Consider the following 22066-nt stretch of genomic DNA (forward strand, 5'->3'; position numbering starts at 1 on the left):
GATTAATTTTTAGGTTTTATGTTACCAAAAAATTTAAAGAATTCACTGTCAGGTGATAAAATTAAAGATGTCTGTCCACCAATTAAAGCAGTTTCATAGGCTTGCATCGCTCTGTAGAAAGCAAAAAATTCTGCATCTCTTCCAAAGGCTTCTGCAAAGATCTTATTTCTTTCACCATCACCTTGACCCTTCATGATTTCAGATTCTTTATTAGCATTTGCTAAAATTACAGAAACATCTTTGTCTGCAGTTGAAGTAATTGTAACTGCCATCTCAGCACCTTTTGCTCTAAATTCTTTTGCTTCTCTTTCCCTTTCAGTCTGCATTCTTCTATAAATTGCATCACTGTTTGCTTGTGGAAGGTCCGCTCTTTTAATTCTAACATCTACTATTTTAATTCCAAAACTTTCAGCTTCAGTATTTACACCTTCTTGTATTAAAGCCATTTGTTTAGTTCTGTCTTTTGAAAGTAAAGTTTGTAATTCTTGCTGACCGAGTACATTTCTCAGTCTTGAGTTAATAATCGTTGCTAGTCGTGATCTTGCAACTCTTTCATTGCCTACTGAAATATAAAATTTTAAAGGGTCTACAATTCTAAATCTTGCAAATGCATCAACAATTAAACGCTTTTGATCTGATGCAATAACTTCTTCTGGTGGTGTATCTAAATTTAAAATTCTTGTATCTAGAAAAACTACGTTTTGAATAAAAGGAATTTTAAAATTTAAACCTGGTTTTGTAATAATTCTTTTAGGATCACCAAATTGGAGAACAATTGCTTGATTTGTCTCTTTAACTATAAACATAGATAGAAACGCTAATGCTCCTACTGCAATAATTATTGGTAATAAAATTTTTTGTACTTTCATTAGTTACTTGCCTTTTTTTTACCTAGCTCTGGTAATGGTAAATACGGCACCACACCTGAACCTGCATTTTTTTCTATAATTACTTTATCAATATCAGCTAAAACTTTTTCCATAGTCTCTAAGTACATTCTTTCTTGAGTAACTTCTTTTGCTTTTGCATACTCTTCATAGATAGATACGAATCTGCTAGCTTCACCTTCTGCTTGAGCAACCACTTGTTGTTTATAAGCTTCAGCTGCTTGCATAATTTTTGCAGCTTCTCCTCTAGCTCTTGGGATCACATCGTTTGCATAAGCCTCAGCTTCATTTTTTGATCTTTCCATATCCGCTCTTGCAGCTTGCACATCTCTAAAAGAATCAATTACTTGATTAGGTGGATCTGCTTTTTGCGTTTGTACTTGAGTTACTTGAATACCACTATTGTATTCATCTAATATCTTTTGAATAATTTCTTGTGTTTCAATTTCAATTTTAGCTCTTCCTTCGGTTAAAATTGATTGAATATTACTTTTAGCAACAACTTCTCTCATTGCAGTTTCTGCAGCAGCCTTCACTGTACTTTCTGGGTCTTGGACCTCAAATAAGAATTTTCCTGCATCTTTAATTATCCAGAATACTGAAAAATCGATATTAACAATATTTTCATCCCCTGTTAACATTAAACTTTCTTGAGGAATGTCTGCCACTCCTCCACCTTGTGAAAAACCACTTTCTCTTTCAGATCTAAAACCAATATCCATTCTATTAACTTTTGTAACTTTTGGTGTTTCAACAGCCTCTACTGGAAAAGGAATATGATAATTTAACCCTGGTTGTGTAGTTTTAATAAACTTACCAAATCTAAGAACAACACCTTGTTCATCTGGAAGCACTCTATATAGGCCACTTGCTAACCATACGAAGGCTAAAATAATTAGAACTAGTATAATTGGTTTTCCTCCTGATGAGCTTCCACCAGGTAAAAATTTATTTATTTTACTTTGAATATCTCTAATAATTGCATCTACATCAGGTGGTGTAGGTCCTTTTCCCGAACCATTTCCTCCTCCTGGGGGTGTTCCCCATGGGCTTCCGCCTCTACCTTGAAAATCGTCTGACATATGACAAAGTATATAATGTCTTTCTCACAAAAAACAAGTAATGATAAAAATATGACAGATAAAAAGCCGGAACTAAGTGACGCAATGAAAAAAAAACTGGAACCTAGAAAGTTCACAAAGAACCCAATTTTAGGAACAAAATTTACAATAGCTGTTTCAAGTGCAAAAGGAGGAGTTGGAAAATCAACTTTTGCAACCAACCTTGCTTTAGCATTAAAACAAATTGGCTGCAAAGTTGGTTTACTTGACGCTGATATTTATGGTCCATCAATTCCAAAGATGTTTGATATTAATGAAAAACCAAAAAGTGATGGTCAAACCTTAACTCCAATTACAAAATATGACATTCAATGTATGTCCATTGGTTTTCTTGCAGATCAACAAACTCCAATGATTTGGCGTGGACCAATGGTTACTAGTGCAATTAAAACATTTACACAAAAAGTTGGTTGGAAAGATTTAGATTTTATCATTGTTGATATGCCTCCAGGGACTGGAGATACTCAATTAACTTTTTCTCAAGAAATTAAAATGGATGGTGCAATCATTGTTTCTACTCCTCAAGAAGTAGCACTTCTTGATGTTAAAAGAGGTATTAAAATGTTTGATAAACTTGGAGTTAAAATTTTAGGTCTGGTTGATAATATGAGCTATTTCACTGGCGATGATGGTAAAAAATATAAAATATTTGGTGAAGGTGGAGTTAAAAGAACTGCCGAAGAATTTGAAAAAGAATTTTTAGGAGAAATTCCAATAAATCCTGATGTTGGAAAATGTGGTGATGAAGGAAAGCCAATTGTTGAAGCTAACCCTGAGCATGAAATTTCTAAAATATATTTAGACTTTGCTAGAAAAATTAAATCAACTTATCTTTAAGATCAAAAGAAACCATTAGTTCATTCCATTCTCTTTTGGATAAACTTGAACTATCTGGATTAACATCTTCACCTTTAATAAGTTTTTGAATGATAATTTTTCCTTTAGCTGAAACTTCTGTGCCCCCCACTCTATAATCCATGAACGCATCATAAGTTATGGGCACCCATTTCTTAACAGTATCCAACATGATATCGGCGTAAACTCTTATTTCATATTGAGCATGACTATCCGCTCTTAATCTTAAAAAATTCATCAAGTTTAGTAAGTCAGTTTTCCAATACCACTGTGTATAAGTGTTTAAAGTTAAATTCATTCTGGCAAGTTCTCTTGCTAACCCTTTTTTATTTTCATCAATAGTTGTTCCATCAAACCTTTCATTCAACATCATTTCATAATTGTCATAGGTTTGTTCTGCATCATTTTTTAAAAGTTCTAAAACTTCCTTTGCTTGTTCACCTTCAATCACATCACCTCTACCTTGTCTATTGCTTGAAGATTGTGCTGCTAAATTTTCTGCTGATGGTAAATAAAATTCTTTATCTAAAATTGAATATCTTGCTGAATATTCGTTAACATTTGCAGTTCTATGTCTGATCCATTGACGTGCAATAAAAATTGGAAGCTTAACATGATATTTAATTTCACACATTTCAAATGGTGTGCTGTGCCAATGTCTCATTAAATATTTAATTAGACCTTCATCTGTTGAAACTTTTTTGGTTCCTTTTCCATATGAAACTCTAGCCGACTGAACAATTGAAGTATCATCACCCATGTAATCAATAACTCTCACAAAACCATGATCTAATGCTGGCATAGCCTCATAAAGAATGCTTTCAAGTGCTGGAGCAGTAACCCTTTTCGTTTGATTTTGCTGACCTTGTTGATCTTTGATCTCTTGTGATTGTTCTTTAGTTAATTTCATATTTGTATGATTTAGTATTAATGAATCGGTTAAATATTTTTTATATCATAAATTCAATAATAATATCTTATGAAAAAATACAACTTTAAGGAGTGTTAAATAATATTACTATGATAAATTCTGATAGATATTAATAATATGAAAAATTTAACATTAATAATTCCAGCTAAACATGAGAGTGACTCGCTACCGAGTGTTTTAGAGGAAATTAAAGATTATGATTGTGAGGTTATAATTATTTTAGAATTCTCTGATACGGAAACTATTAATGTAGCCAGAAACTATGATTGTAAGATTTTATATCAATCTAAAAAAGGTTATGGAAATGCATTAATAGAAGGAATGAATAATGTTCAAACAGAGTATTTATGCATATTTAATGCAGATGGGTCTTTTGACCCCAAATATTTAAAACAAATGCTTATTGCTTGCCAAAATAATCTAGATTTTATATTCGCATCAAGGTACATGAATAATGCTGGCAGTGATGATGATACAATTGTTACAAAATTGGGAAACTTTGTTTTTACTAAAATTGGAAATATTTTTTTTTCACTTAATATTTCTGACATTCTGTATACTTTTCTACTTGGAAAGACAGATTCTTTTAAAAAACTTAATTTGATCTCAAATGACTTCTGTTTATGTGTTGAAATACCCTTAAAAGCCAAAAAGGCAGGCATGAAATTTATTGATTTAGCAAGTTATGAAAGAAAAAGATTAGCTGGAGAAAAAAAAGTAAATGAATTTCACGATGGATTAAAAATACTTTTATATATGGTAAAAAGTTTCTTTAAAATTACTTAAACTATCTCATCACAAATTTTTTTTATTTTTTCATCATTAATTTTAGTATGCCAATATTTAATATAAACAACACCCTTATTTGCTCCTGAACCATTGCTGAATTTAAGTTCATTACAAATTTTTAACATGACATTTTCACGATGAAAAATTTTTTTTAAATCTCCACCCTCCTTTATTACAAAAAAATTAAAACTATTTGTAAAAAAAATGAATAATACAAAATAAGAAAATTTTAATGATAAGTTGTATCTAAATTTTTTAATAGACTCAGTGAATAAAATTAAATAAATAAATACGTAAAAAAGATGATATATTGTATTATATCTAAAATTCATCACTAATGTATTTATCAGAAAAATTAAAAATATTATTAGAATATAATTTTTATTTCTAAAATTAATTATCAATAAAGATAAAATAATAAATAATTCAATTAAATTAAATCTATAGTAAGAAAAAAACTGAAAAATATTTTGCAATATATATTCAGCATTATTAGCCCCATATGCAGACTTGCCAGAAAACTCAGTCATATAATGTATAGGATTTGTAATTCTAAGAAGAATATAATCGTTAATATGTAATAAATTAATTTTATCTAAAATAAGTAAAAAAATAACAAGAAAAACAAAACCATTTAACATTGAGGAAAAAAGTAATAAATTTTTTTTAAAATTTTTAGATAGATAAAAATAAATTATAAATAATGAAAAACTTAGAATAAAAAATATTAAATCTAAATATTTATTGGTTACAAATCGTGGATACTCTTGTATATGAATTTGAAAAATAAAAAAAATCAATACTCCAATAAAAAAGGATAAAAAAAGATAGTTTTTGATATATAAATTACCAACAAATTTAAAATTTGTATTTCTATTAACAAATATAATTAGATAAACTAAATATAAAGATAAAAAAATTATTTGAATTTTTGCTAGCATAGCAAGTGCAAAAAAGATTCCAGCAATAAAAAAATTTAATAATAAATCTCGATTCTTTGAAAGAATTGTATTTATTGAAAGGCACAAAAGAAGTAAAGTTAGATTTTCAGACCTTATCACAAAGTATGAACTTATATATCCAATCGATATAATAAATGTTATACATATTAAAAAACGTAAATTTTTATTTAAATCTAATTTTTTTAAAATTTTATTAAATATTATGATTAACCACAAATTAATAAAAAAATTAATAATTCTTGAAATATAAAAATAAAATTGAAATATTTCATTAATATTTTTAGAGTTTAAAATATTGCTTATGTCAGCAGGTACATTAAAAAAAAGACTTGCAATTTTATAAATGAAACTGTGGAATAAAAAAGTGGTTAAGGCGGGGTGGTCTCTATACTCCTGTTCAATTCCTGAGTTCAATAATATAGAATTATAAATTATTATAAGATCTTGATCTAAGACCCCCGACCAGTGTTGATTATTTAATTGATAAAAATGTAAAAAAAATATGCAAGAGAAACAAATAAGATAAATATAATTAATTTTTTTTTTAGTAAACATTAGTGAATTGTGTAAATAAGACTATAATCTAATTTTATTAATTTATAATATGAAAAATAAAAATAAATATTGAAAGAATAAAAAAATGTCTAATTTAATCTCTATTGTCTTACCAGTTCACAATGAATTACTAAATTTAAGATTCTTGATTGAGAGCTGGAATAGTGAATTAAAAAAAATTTCTTCAATTAAATATGAATTTGTAATAGTGGAGGATGGAAGCACAGATGGAACTAAAGAGTTAATTGAGGAACTAGAAAAAAACTTTCCTATCATAAATTTAAGCTCTGAAAATAAAAGAGGCTATAGTCAAGCAGTATTAGATGGCATTAAGGCTTCAAACGGAGATTATATTCTTTGCACTGATAGCGACAATCAAATTAAGGTAAATTCACTAATTGAAAATATTAAGAACTTACCGGGTGATGATATTTTTTTATTTGGCAGTAGAACCCCAAGAAATGACCCTATCCATAGAATAATTTATAGCAAAATGTTTAAAGTGCTTCATGATTTCCTTTTTAGATCTAATTTATCAGATCCAAGTTGCCCATTTGTACTTGGCACAAAGGAAACATTTAATAAATTACCTCAAGAATTTTTACTCAAAATGAGAGAAGGATTTTGGTGGGGTTTCGTTGCTGCATCAAGAAAAATGAAGATTAAATTTGATGAAGTTGAAATTGAGCATTTTAAAAGATCTGAGGGAGATGCAGGATATCAACTAAATCAAATGCCAGGTATAATTTTAAGAAATACAATCGGGTTATTTAAAATAAAATTTTCAAAATTTTAATTAGATTCATAAATTTAATAATACTTAATAATCTTAGCTATAACTCTATAAATTGGAATAGAGCCAATATCTTCGTGATGTACAGCTTTTGGATTCCATGTAAAACAAATTATAAATATCATAAAGACAAACAATATTTTCTTTTTATTAACTTTATCTATAAATTTAATAAAATCTGATTCATTCAAATAAATTAAATTATTTTTAAAACAAAAAAAATAAAAAAGCAAAGACATGGTATAGCTTAAATTAAACCAACGACCCCAGTCAACAGCAATAATGAATGGAATTAAAGTTGGTAAAAAAATAATTAAAAAATTAATCGCAAATGCTTTTCTTTTAAAAATAAAGTTATAATTTCTGTTACTATATTCTGAATTTTTTATAGAAGTAATTAAAGCAAAAGCACCAATTAAAAAAACCAATAAACCTCTGATGATATGTGTAATATTTAAACCACCTAATTCTCTTACATTGTCCATCAATTTTCTATTTAGAACAGATGCGCCAAGGCCACACTCTGTATTATAAGAATTTTTTAAACTTTCGCACATTTTTTCTATAGAAGAATCTGTGTGAACAGAGTTTGATAATAAAAAAACTATAGATATAAAATATAACGAAACTAAGAAAATAGTTATAATATTACTTAAATTTATTTTTTGTAATTTAAAAAAGATTATCAAATAAAAAAAAGGTAGATAAAAAATTGAAACTTCATGGGTTAATAATAATAAAGTATAAATTAAAACCAAAAAAACCATCAAGCTTTCAAATTCAAATTTTTTAAATAAATATGAAAAAAGTAAAAAACAAATTGGAATTAAGATATCTTTTCTTCCTAATGCTTCAAGTTCAGCTAGAGGAAAAATCAAGAATAAAGGGGAAAGAATAGCTAATATAAAGATTGGTTTAAAATCTATATTTTTAAAAAAAAAATAAATTAGAGAATAATAACTAAGAAATAAAAAATATAAAAAATATAAAATTGTATTTTTTAGATAGAGTCCAGTAACCAAACTTATTTTAGCTAAAATCTCCCCTAGGAAACCTCTTCTACCAAAACCACCGTGATAGTTAATTACCCATTCAGCCATACTATTATTTGTGTGTAATAAATAAATTTTGCTAAAGAAAAAAATTGAGGCAAAGCATAAAAAAATAAGATAAATCAAAAAAAAATTTTTTAAAAAAAATGATTTTTTATACATACTTTGATTTATTAAATTTTTGCTTTATGAAAGTCATAATATATACAAAAATTAATGTGGAGTAAATTTTTAAACTAACGTATAATTACATGTTGGCTTGCCAACTACGACGATAAACGAATTTCGTAATAACCATTACGGACGTGGGGGCAGTACCCACCACCTCCACCATTAAAATTTATGGGGGTGAAATAGGATCGACGGGTGACTAAAGGCTATTCTTTCGTTCGGGATTGTTCCACCGTAACGGGCTAAACTTTAAATGCTAACGAAAGTTACGCTATTGCTGCATAATTAACTTAGGTTAATTATAGAAGCACGGTCCGGGGCACCGGGTAACAGAACGCCCCTACTAATTTATAAATTTAGTTAGATCAGGTTTAAAATACTTGGGGCCCTTCATAACTTTTCCAGATTCGTTATAAATAGGTTTACCATCCTCACCTAACTTACTCATATTTGAGCTTTGAACTTCTTCAAAACACTTATCGAGATCAATGCCAAATGCATGTCCAGCCCCATAAGTTACATACAATATGTCAGTTAAAGCATCTGCAACTTCCAAAAGATCTTTATTTTCCATTGCTTCTTTAAGCTCTTCTAATTCCTCTTTTATTAAATCATATCTAAGACTATTGATCTTATCAGTGCTAAAAGATGGCTTAGTTTTGACTTCTTGACCAAAGGTTTCCATAAAAGTTTTTACTTTGTTAAAATTTGACATTTAGCTCCTGTAAGTTTTTAAAAATTAATATATAAGTATACTAAATTACTAATTATATATTAATCAATGAAATTAAGAAAAGAATTCGACAGCATTGGAAGTATCAACGTACCTAGTGATAAATATTGGGGCGCATCAACTCAAAGATCTAATAAATTTTTCAATATTGGAAAAATTTTAGTTAATATTTCAATAATAAAATCTATTGCAATCATTAAAAGATCTGCTGCTTTAGTGCATTATAAAGAAAAACAGATCAATAAAAAAATTACCAATTCAATAATTAAAGCTTCAGATGAGGTTATTAAAGGAAAATTAGATGAAAATTTTCCTTTAAAAGTTTGGCAAACAGGCTCTGGCACACAAACTAATATGAATGTTAACGAGGTAATTGCAAATAGAGCAATTGAAATATTAGGTGGAAAAAAAGGTTCAAAAAAACCTGTTCATCCAAATGATCATGTAAATAAATCTCAATCAACAAACGATGTTTTTCCAACAGCTATGCATATATCTGTTGCTCAAGAGACTATATCAAAACTATTACCTAGCTTAAAAATTTTAGAAAAAGAATTAGCAAAAAAATCTAAAGAATTCAAAAATATTATTAAAATTGGCAGAACCCACTTGCAAGATGCAACACCATTATCACTTGGACAGGAATTTTCGGGCTACCAGGTACAATTAAAAAAATGTATTGAAAGAATAGAGCTTGCTCTTAAAGAAATATATTTTTTAGCACAAGGTGGAACAGCTGTGGGGACAGGTATTAACTCTAAAAAAGGTTTTGATAAAAAAATTGTTAAAGAGATTGCCAAGTATACTAAAATTCCTTTTAAGCCAGCCTTTAATAAATTTGCAGAACTTGCAGCTCACGATTCTGTTGTAAATTTTTCAGGCACACTAAATACTTGTGCTGTTGCTTTAATGAAGATATCAAATGATGTAAGATTTTTAGGTTCAGGACCTCGTGCTGGATATGGTGAATTAATATTGCCAGAAAATGAACCTGGTTCATCTATTATGCCAGGAAAAGTTAACCCTACTCAATGTGAGGCAGTAACAATGGTTTGTGCCAAAGTAATAGGCAATCATACTGGAATTACAATTGCTGGATCGCACGGGCATTTTGAATTAAATGTATTTAAGCCAATGATTGCTCATAATGTACTTCAATCGATAGATCTTATTGCTGATAGTACTAAAAATTTTGCGATTTATTGTGTTAAAGGAATAAAAGCTAACAAGAAAAGAATTAAAGAGCATCTGGATAATTCTTTAATGCTAGTAACAGCACTAGCTCCACATATCGGATATGATAATGCAGCAAAAATTGCAAAGGTAGCTTTAAAAAATGGGACAACACTAAAACATGAGACTCTTAAAACAGGTCTTGTTGATGAGAAAGATTATGAAAAAATAGTAGATCCTAAAAAAATGATCTACCCCTCATAAAGACCTATTAGTTCGTTTAATAATCTTCTACTTTTAGTCAAATTATTAGAACTATTATCATTAAAACCCTCAGCTATATTATAGAATTGATCACTCACCTTGTTGTCATCTATCTTAATATTTTTAAAAGTAATTTCATTACCCAGAAAATCATAAATTATATTTAGCTTGATGTTTTTAATATCTTTTCTTAATCTTTTATTGGTGCTTAAAAAAGAATACAATCTATCAGGATCTTTAATATCTATTGATAAATTAGCTGATAAAATTAATTTATCGTTTTCTAAAAATAAATCACTATTAGAAACTTCTATTAAACCAATATTATTGTTGATAAATATTGATTTATCAAAACTTATTTTGCCATTTAAAATTTTTAACTTCAGTTTAGCTTCATTAAAGATTTTATCTTTTTTTGTAGACTTAATATTTACTAAAGTGTGTACACTAATATTTTCATTAAATAATAAACCTGATTTAATAAATTCGTTGATTATAGAGTTTGGTGTAAATAAATTAGAAATTTTATAATTATATAAATCAATCTTTAGATTTAGATCGAATGGATTTATTGCAAGTTGTCCATTATAGTTTATTTTAGAGTTAAGAGTTTTAGAGCCATCTGATTGAAATATTACTATTTGATCCTTAATACTGTATTTCGTATTGATAGATGAATTTAGTATAGAAATATTATTCATTCCACTGTTTAAATCTTCATCTTTTTTAAAAAATTTGTCTATAATTTTAAGTTTAATATCGGAAGCCTTTATCTTAATATTTTTTTGTGAATTTATTGTATTTTGATAATTTAGTTTGAAAGGTATATTAAAAATTTCTCCTTTTAAATCAAAAAGATTAAATAAATTTTTTTCATCAAAAAATAAAAATGCATTGGAGATTTTTATAATTGAAATTACTTCGTTTAAATTGTTCTTAAAAAAAACATTACTATCATTAATTTTAATTTTTTTTTTAGAAAATTTATTTTCACTGTCTTTATAAAGTGGTTTTAAATCATTACTTAATAAAGAAAAATTTGCCTCTTCAATAAATACTTCGTTTATTCTAATACTATCCTTATTGAAAAAATTATTTTGACTAATTAAAACATTTAATGTTTTAATCTCTGCTAAAGAAGTTTTGCTGTCTCTAATTAAATAATGAGGTTTTGGTAAAATGCGATATGAGATATCAAAAGAGTTAGTTAAATTTATATTAAATTCAGAGCTTAATTTACTAACAATCTTATTTTGTACCCAATTTTTGTCATACAATAGAGGTATTAATAAATAAAAAATATAGGCAAATAATATACTAATTGCGGTTATTATATATTTATTAAAAGTACTAACATGAAACTTATTATTTGTTTTTTTTTTAAGTTTGAATATTGTCTTTTTAATTAAGTTATTAAAATTTTTAACAATTTGTTTCATAAATCACATTGAAGGTTTTAATAGCTTATAATCAAATTTAAAAAATGATAAACTCTGAATATTTAAACAACCTGAATAATGCTCAAAAAGAGGCTGTTTTATATCTTGATGGACCATTATTGATTGTTGCGGGAGCTGGATCTGGAAAAACAAAAGTTCTAACCTCAAGAATTGCTCATATAATCAATGAAAAAAAGGCTTTTCCAAATCAAATCTTATCAGTGACTTTTACTAATAAGGCTGCAAAAGAAATGCAAAACAGAGTAAGCTCTATATTAAATTCTGAGGCAATCGGGCTTTCATGGCTCGGGACTTTTCATTCTATATGTGCAAAACTTCTAAGAAAACATGCACCTGCAGCTGGATTAACTTCTAATTTTACAATTATTGATACAGATGACCAGGTGAGATTAATCAAAAATATATGTAAAGCTGAAAATATAGACATAAAACAATTAGCCCCAAAGTTTATTCTTTCAATAATTGATAGGTGGAAAAATAAAGGCTTCTATCCAGATGAAGTCGTTATCAATAAAAATGATATTTTTGAAAGAACTATACGTCCTCTATATAAAATTTATCAACAAAAGTTATTAGATTTAAATGCATGTGACTTTGGAGATTTAATTTTACACGTGGTTAAAATTTTAGAAAAAAATCAGGACATTAGAAATATTTATTCAAATAATTTTAAATATATACTTGTGGATGAATACCAAGATACTAATTATATACAAAGTAGATGGCTGAACTTACTCTCAGAAAAACATAAAAATTTATGTTGTGTTGGAGATGATGATCAATCCATTTATAGTTGGCGTGGAGCAGAAATAAAAAATTTCTTAGAATTTGATCAAGTGTATAAAAATTCAAAAGTAATAAGATTAGAAGAAAATTATCGTTCCTCACAAAATATATTATCTGTTGCTTCAAATCTTATAGCTAACAATCAAAACAGAGTTGGAAAAACTTTAAAGACAACTATGGAGGAAGGAGATCTTGTTAAGCTTAATTGTTTTAAGAATGGAAAAGATGAAGCAATAGGGATTTCTGATGAAATTGAAAAAAAACTTAAAAAAAAATATTCTTTTAATAATATTGCTATTCTAGTTAGAGCTATTTTTCAGACAAGAGAATTTGAGGAAAGATTTTTAAAAATTGGCTTACCCTACAGAATTCTTGGTGGTACAAAATTTTATGAAAGAGCAGAAATTAAAGATTGTGTAGCCTATTTAAGATTGATTCACCAACCAAAAGATGACTTAGCTTTTGATAGAATAGTCAATAATCCTAAAAGAGCTATTGGAGAAAGTACTATAAAATTAATTCATGAGTTTTCAAAAACAAACGCTGTTAGTTTGGAAATTGCTTCTAAAAAATTAATTGAAGAAAATTTGATTAAACCCAAAACTAAAATCGGTCTTAGCTCATTTTTATTCTTAATGGATAAGTGGAGGAATGACATTAATATTAAAAAAATTAACCATGTTAAATTATTACAACTAGTTTTAGATGAATCTGGTTATTCAAGTATGTTAAAAAACAAAAAAGATTTGGAAAATGAAAACCGACTTGAAAACATTAAAGAGCTTTTAAGTGCGATGAAAGATTTTGATAATTTAGAAAATTTTCTAGAACATGTTGCTCTTGCCACCTCAGTTGATCAGGATTGGGATGGGGAAAAAGTTAATATGATGACAATGCATGGATCTAAAGGACTTGAATTTGATGTAGTTTTCTTACCAGGTTGGGAAGAAGGTCTTTTCCCACACCAAAAATCTATTGAAGAGAAAGGCCAAAATGGGCTTGAAGAAGAAAGGCGATTGGCTTATGTGGGAATAACAAGGGCCAAAAAAAAAGCACTGATATCTTTTGCTATGAATAGGTTTTATCAAGGAAATTGGATAGACAGTATGGCTTCAAGATTTATTGAGGAATTACCAGAAAAATTTTTAGAAAAGAATTCTTTTTTTGACGACTCTAAAGATAATGAAGAAGATTTTGAATTTAATCAAGATTTTGAAATTGAAGAGGGAACTAGAAGTCCTGGGTGGATAAGATATCAAAAAAGAATTAAATGATTTTAAAAAAAATAAAAGTTCTAAGAAAAAAATTTAAACAATATAAAATTGATGGTTATATTATTCCAAAAAATGATGAATATTTTTCTGAATATGCAAAAAATGACAGGTTAAAGAATATTACAGGATTTTCAGGTTCTGCAGGTTTTGCTATAGTTTTAAAAAAACAAAATTATTTATTTGTCGATGGAAGGTATACTATTCAAGCCCATCAACAATCATCTAAAAATTTTAAGATTATTGAAATTCATAAAAAACTACCTCATACAATTATTAAAAATTTGAATTTAGGATATGACCCAACACTATTTACATCAAAATTACTTAATAAATATTTTAAGAATAATAACTTAATTTCAATTGACCAAAACTTAATTGACCAAATATTTAGATTCAAAGATAAACCTACTAAGCCATTCTACTCTTTAGACACAAAAATTGTAGGTGAGCCATATAGTTCTAAAATTTCTAAAGTAGTGCGATTTCTTAAAAACAACAAAGTAGATTATTGTTTCATTTCTGCACCTGAAAATGTGGCATGGCTTTTAAATATTCGTGGATATGATAATCCAAATAGCCCAATTGCAAATGCAAGATTGATACTAAATAAAAAAAAAGAATTTTTTTTAATAGCAAATGAAAAAAAATTAAAAAATCTTCTATTGGATAAAAAGATTAAAAAGAAACAAATTTTACCAATCAAATCACTTCCACAATTTTTAGATAATTTAAAAGGTAAAAATTTTATTATTGATAATAAAACCTGCTCAATTTTTTATGAAAAAATAATTAAATCAAATTTTAATATACTTAAATTTGATGATCCTGTTTATGAATTAAAATCAATCAAAAATTCTAATGAAATAAAACATATGATCGAAGCCCATAAAAAAGATGGCTTAGCGTTAACAAAATTTATTTATTGGATTAAAAATATTAATAAAAAAAAAATTACAGAAGTGTATGCGCAAAATAAATTAGAAAAATTCAGAAAACTAAATAAAGATTATTTATTTCCAAGTTTTGATACTATTGCTGGCGCTGGCTCAAATGGGGCAATTGTTCATTATAGGGCTAATAAAAAAACAACTAAAAAAATTGAACAGAATGATATTTTATTGGTAGATTCTGGTGGACAATATCATTACGGTACTACAGATGTTACGAGGACTATTTCATTCTCAAAACAAAATAAATTTATCAAAAATGCTTATACGAACGTATTAAAAGGACATATTGCAGTTGCCTTAACAAATTTGAATAAAGATGACACTGGAAAAAAAATCGACATCAGAGCTAGAAAATTTTTAAAAAAAGAAGGTCAAGATTATGCTCACGGAACAGGACATGGAGTTGGTTTTTTTTTAAACGTCCATGAAGGACCTCAATCTATCTCAAAACATAATTCGATAAAGATAAAAAATGGAATGATCCTGAGTAATGAACCTGGTTTTTATAAAAAAAACTACTTTGGTATTAGGATCGAAAACTTAATCTATGCCAAAAAAACCAAAAGGAGCTTTAATTTTGAAAACCTTACACTTGCTCCTTTAGAAAAAGATTTAATTAACTACGAGTTGTTAAATAAAATAGAAAAAGATTATTTATTTAAATATCATTTAAATATTTATTCAGAATTATCTGGTTTGCTTAATAAAAAAGAAAGAAAGTGGTTAGCCACTCTTATTTAACATTTTTAACCATTCTGTCTGATTAATAATTTTTATATTCCACTCTTTAGCTGTGTTGATTTTTTTTAGAGTTGGTTTGTCTCCAGCAATTAAATAATCAAGTTTTTTATTAACGTTACTAATTATTTTTCCTGAATTTTGCTCTATCAATGATTTTGCTTCCGCCCTGCTTATTCCATTTAACTTCCCCGTTAACATAAAAGTTTTATTTTTTAACAATCCATTATTATTTATTAAAATTATATCTTTGATTAATAAATTCTTTTCTAACTCAGACAATACTTTAAGATTAGTTTTATTTAGGAAAAATTTTTTAATGGATTGAATTTGAGTTATTCCAATTCCATCAATATTAGATAAACTTTCAATATTCTTTTCACCTGATAGTCTAAAAAAATTAGATGCTGTTTTAAGATGTCTTGCAATAAGCTTAGCATTTTCTTGTCCAATATGTCTTATTCCTAATGAATAAATAAATCGCTCTAGAGAAATATTTTTTTTTTCTTCAATTGAGAATCTTAAATTAGCAACTGATAATTTTCCCCATCCTTCGAGTTCTTCTATTTTATTATAATTAAGCTTAAATATATCCTGTGGAAGTCTTACTAATTTTAGATTCCAAAAATTTTCAACAATTTTCTTGCCAAATCCGTCTATGTTAAATGCGTCCTTAGAAACAAAATGTTTAATTTTCTCTATGGCAATTTTTTCACATTCAAACCCCTCACTAGCACACCTTCTTACAGCATCTTGTCTTTTAGTTGTCTCATTATAATCTTTAATTGTTTTGCTTCCACACGATGGGCACTTTAATGGAAAAATAAATTTCTTTGAATTTTGTTTTCTTTTTTTTAAATCTACTGAAACTACATGTGGAATTACATCTCCAGCTCTTTCGACAGTGACCGTATCCCCTACTCTTATATCTTTTCTAACAATTTCATCTTCATTGTGAAGCGTTGCATTTGAAACTATTACTCCCCCTATATTAACTGGTTTAATTTTTGCAACCGGGGTAAGTGCCCCCGTTCTACCAATTTGTATTTCAATATTCATTATTTCTGAAATTGAGCTATTAGCTGAAAACTTATGTGCTATCGCCCATCTTGGTGCATTAGCAGCAAAACCCAGTCTTTTTTGTAAATCAAAATCATTAACTTTATAAACAATTCCATCTATATCAAATGCCAGCTCTTTTCTTTTTTCCTCTAATTCTTTATGATTTAATATTAAATTTTTAACCCCAATAATTTTTTTATTAAATGGGTTTGTTTTAAACCCCCATAATTTTAAATTTTCTAAGAAACTTGTTTGATTTTTGATATTCATTTTTTTTTCATAACCATATGTGTAGGCAATAAATTTTAATGGAATTTTTGCAGTTATTAATGAATTTTTTTGTCTTAATGATCCAGAAGCAGCATTTCTAGGGTTTGCAAACTTGTCTTTAATTTTTTTAAAATCATTATTTTCTATAAAAACTTCACCTCTAATATCTATTTCCTTGGGGAAGTTACTCTTAGTAATCTCTAAAGGTATATCCTTAATTGTTTTTAAATTTTGTGTAATATCCTCTCCTTCATTACCATCTCCTCTAGAAAGCCCTTTGGTTAATTTTCCATTAATATAAATTAGAGATGCAGATATTCCATCAATTTTTGGTTCAGCACTATATTCGATAGTATTTACATCTTTTAAACTTAAGAAATTAATTATTTTTTTTTCAAAATTTTTTAAGTCTTCTTCATTAAAAGCATTTCCAAGCGACAACATTGGAACTTTATGTTTTATTTTTTGAAAGTTTTTTGATGGTTTAAATCCTATGGATTTAGTGGGAGAATATTCACTTTTTAAAAATTTATATTTACTCTCTAAATCTATTATATCATTTTTTAAAAGATCAAATTCTTGATCTGATACGATAGGTTTGTTTTTATCATAATAATGCTTGTTATGTCTCTGAAATAAATCAATTTTTTTTAAGTATTCAATTTCAAGATCTTTATCATTCATTTTACTCGAATAATCCCTTAAATCTTTTTATTAAGCCTATCTTTTTCTTTTTATCTTTTTGTAATTCTTTTACACTATCTCTATAATCTTTATTAAATACTTTGTAAGAATTTTTATACCAATCAGAAGATTGGTAATTGTATCCTAAAGTGCTTGCATATTTTTTTGACTCATTAATTAATCCAAGTCTATAATTAATTTCAACCAGTCTATGAAGAGCTTCCTCTGTATAAATGGTTGTATTGTAATCTTTAACAACTGTTTTAAATCGATTAAGTGCTGGGATCCACTTAGTTTTTTTTAGATAATATCTAGCTATGTACATCTCTTTTGCTGCCAAAATTTCATTAATTAAATCTATTTTAAATTTAGCATCCATGGCAAATTCTGTACTAGGGTAATCTCTAATTATAGTTTCAAATTGCTCCTTAGAATCTAATATTGATTTTAAGTCTTTTTTTTCATCAACTATTAGTTGATAAAAACTCATACCTAGAAGAAAATGTGCATAAACTTTATCTTTATGATTTGGATATGTTACTAAATATCTTTCTAACTCAAAAATTGCATCAGTGTAATAATCTTGAGTATAGTATGCATAAGCTGCCATAATTGCAGATTTTGCAGCCCAGGGTGACTGTGGAAATAACAACTCAGCCTCATTAAATTTTTTAGCTGCTAATAAAACATCTCCTCTTTGAAGTTCAAAATAACCCTCTTTGTATGCATCAGACATCTGCATTTCCATATCCACTTCTACAATTTCAGATATTTGTTTTGTTTTATCTCCACAAGACCAAATAAAGATAAAAGTGATTAAAAGAAGTATAATTTTTAATTTAGAAAGCATGGTCTTATTCTAACAGATTATGAATAAAACTCTATTTTTTAAGCAATAGATCTTAGGTGACTCTTATTTATGAAGGTATTTGGCAAATGTTTTTCTGTAATCTCTATTAATGAAAAATTTTCGTCTTGTTGAAAAACTTTTCTCAATAATTGGTTAGTTAATTTATGCCCTCCTTGAGAACAAATAATTTTTCCAATTATTTTATAACCTGCTAGATATAGATCTCCCATACAATCTAAAATCTTATGGTTTACAAATTCTTTTTTATTTCTAAGACCTTTTTCATTTAAAATTTCATTGTCCTTAACAACTATTGCATTTTCAAGACTTCCTCCTTGAGCTAATCCCATTTCTTTTAGCTTTGCAATATCCTCAAAAAGACAGAAGGTTCTTGAATTATAAATATCAGTCAAATCTGACTCGAATACACTTACTAAATTTCTTTGCGTTCCAATTAAATTATTTTCATATTTTAGTTCAAAATCTATATCCAAACTAACTTTGCTTGGCTCTATAGAAATTGTTTTTTTACCATCATTAAATTCAATTCTTTTTTCAATTTTAATAATCTTTATTGGTGCTTCACTACTTTTTATTCCAGCTTTTGATATTTCTTCAATAAAAATTTTTGCTGACCCATCAAGAATTGGTACTTCCTGATTATCAATCTCTACTAGGACATTATCAATTCCTAAACCATATAATGCTCCCATTAAATGCTCTATTGTTGAAATACTAACCCCACTTTCATTTGCTATGGTTGTACAAAATACTGCACTACTAACATTAAAAATATTTGGAACTACTATATTATTTTCTTTTAAATCAACTCTTTTAAAAAGGATTCCCGAATTTGGTTTTGCTGGCTTAACCGTCATAGTTACATTTGCTCCACTATGAAGCCCAACGCCTTTAAAAATAATATCTCTATTGATAGTTTTTTGATTAAGAACAGACATTATTATTCTTATAAATAATTGGTTTAAATTTAGAAAAACAACAAATGTTACGAGAAAATACTAGTCTATTTGAAAAAATGAAAAAGTTTTTCAAAAAAACCTTGTTTTATTTGTTTTTTTGGCACAACTACAACCTCTCGTTTGTCATACATTTTTCTTAGTTTATACCCAGATTGACAAACATCACCTAGGGTTTCCTCTAAAAAATCAATATCTTTAGAAAATGAAATTTTATCTTTAAATTTATTATCTAAAATTTTTGATCCTTCTCCCATCAGTATCATCTTAGATTGGGTCTTTACCTTTGCATTTGAGACAAGAGATTTATCACATAATTCAAGAATCTCTTCCGTTCTAGCAAAAGCTATTTTTTGTAGCATTTCCAAAGAAAAATTTGGATTATCAGTATGTTCGTTATTTTTTTCAAAATTTAATTTAAGTTTTTCTGCTTCATTAATATCAATTTTTAAAAGTAGAGAAATATCTTTAGTAATATGGTTTCCACCTATCGGCAGAACGTCCAAAAAGATTAATTTATCATTATAAAAGGAAATAATTGATGTTTTTTTAAAAGCAATATCAATGAAAGATACCTCTCCTGTTAAATTTAAATTATTTTTATAATTGATTGATTTTGCATAACTAGAGCAAATTATTTGATTAATTGATATATTTAATTCTGAAAAAATATTTTTAAAGCTAAAGACTAATTCACTTGGAAGACAGATAAAAATAATGTCTAGCGATATAAATTGGCAATCGATTTCATCTGGTAACTCAGAATAATCAACATTATCAATTTTATAATTATTTATGATTATGTGTGCAATATCATAATCTGAATAATATTTTTTTATTTGTTGCTTTGCTTCTTGAATTAAAAATATGATATCATCTTGTCTTAATTTCAGTTCTTCAATTTTTTTAAATACAGAAATTGCAACAGAAATCGTTTTTGAACTATCTATCATCAAATCTATATTATCAATATATTCATTTGTGGATTTTTCTAGCGAAGCAATAATTTTTTGAATATCTGGTTTAAGATTAAATTGCTCTGTATAAAAATTACTCTCAATAAAAAAAGGATTATTCTTACTTTCCTCATTAAATGCACCTGCTCTTATTTTTGAAGAACCACAGTCAATTATTATTTGAAATTTTTTATCACTCATTACTTAGCAACTAAATGATTTTTAATTCTCAAATCAATAAATTTAAAATCTTTAAAATTATCATTATTGATAAGTTCCTTAGATAAGTTTAATGACGCTACAATATGTTCTTGTGGTAGCTTAATCAAAATATCCTTATCGGTTAAAATATCCCATCTACCTGATGGGAAAAAAGATAATTCTTTTAAATTTGAAAAAGACCACATAGATTTTTCAATATTTTTTTTAAATGATAAAAAATCTTGAGAATTAAATTCACCAAAAATGTATGGGAGTAGTTCGTTGTTACTTTTATCTTTAATTAACTTACCATTGGCACCTACTAGATATTGACTATTATTAGAAACTCGAGCAATTAATTTAGTTGGTTTAATTTTAATGTTAAGTGTTGATGGGTAAATTTTTTTTATATTAAACTCTTGTATAATATTATGTTTTTCTAAAATTTTTATTATTTCTTCTTCATTAATGACAAATATACTTTTGTATAAAAGGTTATTAAGGTTATCTAAGATCTCCAAATTTTTTCTCTCAGAAAGACCTGTAATGTTTATTTTAGTTATTGATGAAGATAATTTTTTTTGATCGTTTATAAATTTTGCACTAGTAGTGCTTAAAATGAATAAAAATAATAAATAAATTATTATTTTATTTTTTTTACCTATTGATTGATGCATCTTTTAAAATCCATTCAATTAATTTTATAAAGCTTATACCCTTATGTTTTGCAATCTCAGGGACTAATGAAAGTTTAGTCATTCCAGGCTGAGTATTAATCTCTAACAAATAAAACTTCCCGTTAAAAAATTTAAAGTCAGATCTTGTAACACCTTTACAGCCTATAATTTTATGAGCTGCTCTTGCTATGCCAGTAATTTTAGCTAGATTATTTTTACTCAAATCTACAGGAATTAAGTGCTTTGTCTTAGCACTAGAATTATATTTTGCCTCATAATCATAAAACTTTCTTTTAGGCTCAAGTTCAATTGCACCAAGTGATTTATTATTCATTATTGCAACTTGGATTTCTCTACCTGGTATAAATTCCTCAATTAATATTTCATTATAACTTTTTAATACTTTTAAGTTTTTTAATATATTGGTCTTGTCACAAATATATACATGAACGCTAGACCCTTCATTTATAGGTTTTACTACTACAGGGAATTTTAAATTTTTTTCAATTAATTTTATAATGTTAAGTTTATTTTTTTTATGATTAAATTTAATATATTTTGGAGTTAGTATTTTATTTTTTATAAAAATTTTTTTTGAAATTTCTTTATCCATTGCTATTGATGATGCAATTACACCTGAGTGTGTGTATGGAATTTTTTTAGTCTCTAAAATTGCTTGAATGTATCCATCCTCACCAAATTGTCCATGTAGCGCATTAAAAATAACATCTGGTTTAAATGAAGTGATATTCTTTGAAAGATTTTTATCAGGCTCACTAATTAAAACCTTATATCCATTTTTAATTAACTCTTTGGCAACTTGCTTTCCAGTATCTAAGCTAATTAACCGTTCCTTAGATATACCACCAGATAATATTAAGATTTTTTTTGTCAT

General features: G+C 27.0%; 19 protein-coding genes and 1 other RNA gene. 7 read left to right on the forward strand and 13 right to left on the reverse strand.

Annotation, left to right across the window (positions count from 1 at the left end):
• Window positions 1-2: 2 nt before the first annotated feature.
• Entirely contained in the window at window positions 3-869 is an 867-nt protein-coding gene (gene hflC / locus AC5SL0_RS04955; RefSeq protein WP_018414329.1) for a protease modulator HflC, read from the reverse strand.
• Entirely contained in the window at window positions 869-1969 is a 1101-nt protein-coding gene (hflK, locus tag AC5SL0_RS04960; protein WP_011281404.1) for an FtsH protease activity modulator HflK, read from the reverse strand. The genes hflC and hflK overlap by 1 nt, the downstream gene beginning before the upstream one ends.
• Between hflK and AC5SL0_RS04965 the strand changes: the two genes are divergently transcribed.
• A complete protein-coding gene (locus tag AC5SL0_RS04965; protein ID WP_494618011.1) occupies window positions 1970-2845 on the forward strand; it encodes an Mrp/NBP35 family ATP-binding protein in 876 nt (291 codons plus the stop codon).
• Here AC5SL0_RS04965 and thyX read toward each other — a convergent pair.
• The gene (gene thyX / locus AC5SL0_RS04970; protein WP_494618012.1) at window positions 2826-3773 is read right to left on the reverse strand and encodes an FAD-dependent thymidylate synthase; all 948 of its coding nucleotides are present in this window, start codon (window positions 3771-3773) and stop codon (window positions 2826-2828) included. The two genes, AC5SL0_RS04965 and thyX, sit on opposite strands and share 20 nt — an antisense overlap.
• A gap of 138 nt (window positions 3774-3911) precedes the next feature.
• Between thyX and AC5SL0_RS04975 the strand changes: the two genes are divergently transcribed.
• On the forward strand, window positions 3912-4580 hold the full coding sequence (locus AC5SL0_RS04975; protein ID WP_494618014.1) for a glycosyltransferase family 2 protein: 669 nt from the start codon (window positions 3912-3914) through the stop codon (window positions 4578-4580).
• Here the strand turns inward: AC5SL0_RS04975 and AC5SL0_RS04980 are convergent.
• Window positions 4577-5959 carry an O-antigen polymerase gene (locus AC5SL0_RS04980; protein ID WP_494618015.1) on the reverse strand — a complete coding sequence of 461 codons (1383 nt, stop codon included), beginning with the start codon at window positions 5957-5959 and terminating at the stop codon, window positions 4577-4579. The two genes, AC5SL0_RS04975 and AC5SL0_RS04980, sit on opposite strands and share 4 nt — an antisense overlap.
• A 226-nt stretch (window positions 5960-6185) precedes the next feature.
• Here AC5SL0_RS04980 and AC5SL0_RS04985 point away from each other — a divergent pair, with 226 nt between their 5' ends.
• Complete coding sequence (locus tag AC5SL0_RS04985) at window positions 6186-6896, forward strand: glycosyltransferase family 2 protein (protein WP_494618017.1); 711 nt, start codon at window positions 6186-6188, stop codon at window positions 6894-6896.
• Window positions 6897-6910: 14 nt separating this feature from the next.
• On the opposite strand, the gene AC5SL0_RS04990 is transcribed toward AC5SL0_RS04985, so the two are convergent.
• On the reverse strand, window positions 6911-7993 hold the full coding sequence (locus AC5SL0_RS04990) for a hypothetical protein (protein ID WP_494618018.1): 1083 nt from the start codon (window positions 7991-7993) through the stop codon (window positions 6911-6913).
• A gap of 167 nt (window positions 7994-8160) precedes the next feature.
• Between AC5SL0_RS04990 and ssrA the strand changes: the two genes are divergently transcribed.
• Window positions 8161-8461: a transfer-messenger RNA gene (gene ssrA, locus AC5SL0_RS04995) on the forward strand.
• Here ssrA and AC5SL0_RS05000 read toward each other — a convergent pair.
• Entirely contained in the window at window positions 8460-8831 is a 372-nt protein-coding gene (locus AC5SL0_RS05000) for a pyrophosphohydrolase domain-containing protein (RefSeq protein WP_494618019.1), read from the reverse strand. The two genes, ssrA and AC5SL0_RS05000, sit on opposite strands and share 2 nt — an antisense overlap.
• 66 nt (window positions 8832-8897) lie before the next feature.
• On the opposite strand from AC5SL0_RS05000, the gene fumC reads away from it, so the two are divergent.
• Complete coding sequence (fumC, locus tag AC5SL0_RS05005; RefSeq protein WP_494618020.1) at window positions 8898-10286, forward strand: class II fumarate hydratase; 1389 nt, start codon at window positions 8898-8900, stop codon at window positions 10284-10286.
• On the opposite strand, the gene AC5SL0_RS05010 is transcribed toward fumC, so the two are convergent.
• Complete coding sequence (locus tag AC5SL0_RS05010; RefSeq protein WP_494618022.1) at window positions 10274-11725, reverse strand: hypothetical protein; 1452 nt, start codon at window positions 11723-11725, stop codon at window positions 10274-10276. The genes fumC and AC5SL0_RS05010 overlap by 13 nt on opposite strands.
• 44 nt (window positions 11726-11769) lie before the next feature.
• Between AC5SL0_RS05010 and AC5SL0_RS05015 the strand changes: the two genes are divergently transcribed.
• Complete coding sequence (locus tag AC5SL0_RS05015) at window positions 11770-13806, forward strand: ATP-dependent helicase (RefSeq protein ID WP_494616964.1); 2037 nt, start codon at window positions 11770-11772, stop codon at window positions 13804-13806.
• Window positions 13803-15497 (forward strand): aminopeptidase P family protein, encoded by a 1695-nt coding sequence (locus AC5SL0_RS05020; protein WP_494618023.1) that lies wholly within the window; start codon window positions 13803-13805, stop codon window positions 15495-15497. Before AC5SL0_RS05015 ends, AC5SL0_RS05020 begins: the two co-directional genes overlap by 4 nt.
• On the opposite strand, the gene ligA is transcribed toward AC5SL0_RS05020, so the two are convergent.
• The 6 genes from ligA to AC5SL0_RS05050 all read right to left on the reverse strand — a co-directional run bounded on the left by ligA (window position 15480) and on the right by AC5SL0_RS05050 (window position 22066).
• Window positions 15480-17510: an NAD-dependent DNA ligase LigA gene (ligA, locus tag AC5SL0_RS05025; protein WP_494618025.1), complete on the reverse strand. Its 2031-nt coding sequence runs from the start codon at window positions 17508-17510 to the stop codon at window positions 15480-15482. The two genes, AC5SL0_RS05020 and ligA, sit on opposite strands and share 18 nt — an antisense overlap.
• Window position 17511: 1 nt before the next feature.
• On the reverse strand, window positions 17512-18360 hold the full coding sequence (locus tag AC5SL0_RS05030; RefSeq protein WP_494618026.1) for an outer membrane protein assembly factor BamD: 849 nt from the start codon (window positions 18358-18360) through the stop codon (window positions 17512-17514).
• Window positions 18361-18398: 38 nt separating this feature from the next.
• Window positions 18399-19319 (reverse strand): UDP-3-O-acyl-N-acetylglucosamine deacetylase, encoded by a 921-nt coding sequence (gene lpxC / locus AC5SL0_RS05035; RefSeq protein ID WP_006997890.1) that lies wholly within the window; start codon window positions 19317-19319, stop codon window positions 18399-18401.
• A gap of 65 nt (window positions 19320-19384) precedes the next feature.
• Window positions 19385-20494 (reverse strand): cell division FtsA domain-containing protein, encoded by a 1110-nt coding sequence (locus AC5SL0_RS05040; RefSeq protein ID WP_494618027.1) that lies wholly within the window; start codon window positions 20492-20494, stop codon window positions 19385-19387.
• The gene (locus tag AC5SL0_RS05045; protein WP_494618029.1) at window positions 20494-21171 is read right to left on the reverse strand and encodes a cell division protein FtsQ/DivIB; all 678 of its coding nucleotides are present in this window, start codon (window positions 21169-21171) and stop codon (window positions 20494-20496) included. The genes AC5SL0_RS05040 and AC5SL0_RS05045 overlap by 1 nt, the downstream gene beginning before the upstream one ends.
• Window positions 21152-22066, reverse strand: coding sequence for a D-alanine--D-alanine ligase (locus AC5SL0_RS05050; RefSeq protein ID WP_018414341.1), 915 nt, complete (start codon window positions 22064-22066; stop codon window positions 21152-21154). Before AC5SL0_RS05050 ends, AC5SL0_RS05045 begins: the two co-directional genes overlap by 20 nt.

It is taken from the genome of Candidatus Pelagibacter sp. PS_16 (assembly GCF_059417965.1).

Bases quoted from the DNA above. Each gene is read 5' to 3' on its own strand.
- thyX (WP_494618012.1), bottom strand. From the start codon at position 3,773: ATGAAATTAACTAAAGAACAATCACAAGAGATCAAAGATCAACAAGGT.
- ligA (WP_494618025.1), bottom strand. From the start codon at position 17,510: ATGAATGATAAAGATCTTGAAATTGAATACTTAAAAAAAATTGATTTA.
- hflK (WP_011281404.1), bottom strand. From the start codon at position 1,969: ATGTCAGACGATTTTCAAGGTAGAGGCGGAAGCCCATGGGGAACACCC.
- AC5SL0_RS05010 (WP_494618022.1), bottom strand. From the start codon at position 11,725: ATGAAACAAATTGTTAAAAATTTTAATAACTTAATTAAAAAGACAATA.
- AC5SL0_RS05000 (WP_494618019.1), bottom strand. From the start codon at position 8,831: ATGTCAAATTTTAACAAAGTAAAAACTTTTATGGAAACCTTTGGTCAA.
- AC5SL0_RS05040 (WP_494618027.1), bottom strand. From the start codon at position 20,494: ATGAGTGATAAAAAATTTCAAATAATAATTGACTGTGGTTCTTCAAAA.
- AC5SL0_RS05015 (WP_494616964.1), top strand. From the start codon at position 11,770: ATGATAAACTCTGAATATTTAAACAACCTGAATAATGCTCAAAAAGAG.
- AC5SL0_RS04985 (WP_494618017.1), top strand. From the start codon at position 6,186: ATGTCTAATTTAATCTCTATTGTCTTACCAGTTCACAATGAATTACTA.
- AC5SL0_RS05030 (WP_494618026.1), bottom strand. From the start codon at position 18,360: ATGCTTTCTAAATTAAAAATTATACTTCTTTTAATCACTTTTATCTTT.
- fumC (WP_494618020.1), top strand. From the start codon at position 8,898: ATGAAATTAAGAAAAGAATTCGACAGCATTGGAAGTATCAACGTACCT.
- hflC (WP_018414329.1), bottom strand. From the start codon at position 869: ATGAAAGTACAAAAAATTTTATTACCAATAATTATTGCAGTAGGAGCA.
- AC5SL0_RS05050 (WP_018414341.1), bottom strand. From the start codon at position 22,066: ATGACAAAAAAAATCTTAATATTATCTGGTGGTATATCTAAGGAACGG.
- AC5SL0_RS04965 (WP_494618011.1), top strand. From the start codon at position 1,970: ATGACAAAGTATATAATGTCTTTCTCACAAAAAACAAGTAATGATAAA.
- AC5SL0_RS05020 (WP_494618023.1), top strand. From the start codon at position 13,803: ATGATTTTAAAAAAAATAAAAGTTCTAAGAAAAAAATTTAAACAATAT.
- AC5SL0_RS04975 (WP_494618014.1), top strand. From the start codon at position 3,912: ATGAAAAATTTAACATTAATAATTCCAGCTAAACATGAGAGTGACTCG.
- AC5SL0_RS04990 (WP_494618018.1), bottom strand. From the start codon at position 7,993: ATGGCTGAATGGGTAATTAACTATCACGGTGGTTTTGGTAGAAGAGGT.
- lpxC (WP_006997890.1), bottom strand. From the start codon at position 19,319: ATGTCTGTTCTTAATCAAAAAACTATCAATAGAGATATTATTTTTAAA.
- AC5SL0_RS05045 (WP_494618029.1), bottom strand. From the start codon at position 21,171: ATGCATCAATCAATAGGTAAAAAAAATAAAATAATAATTTATTTATTA.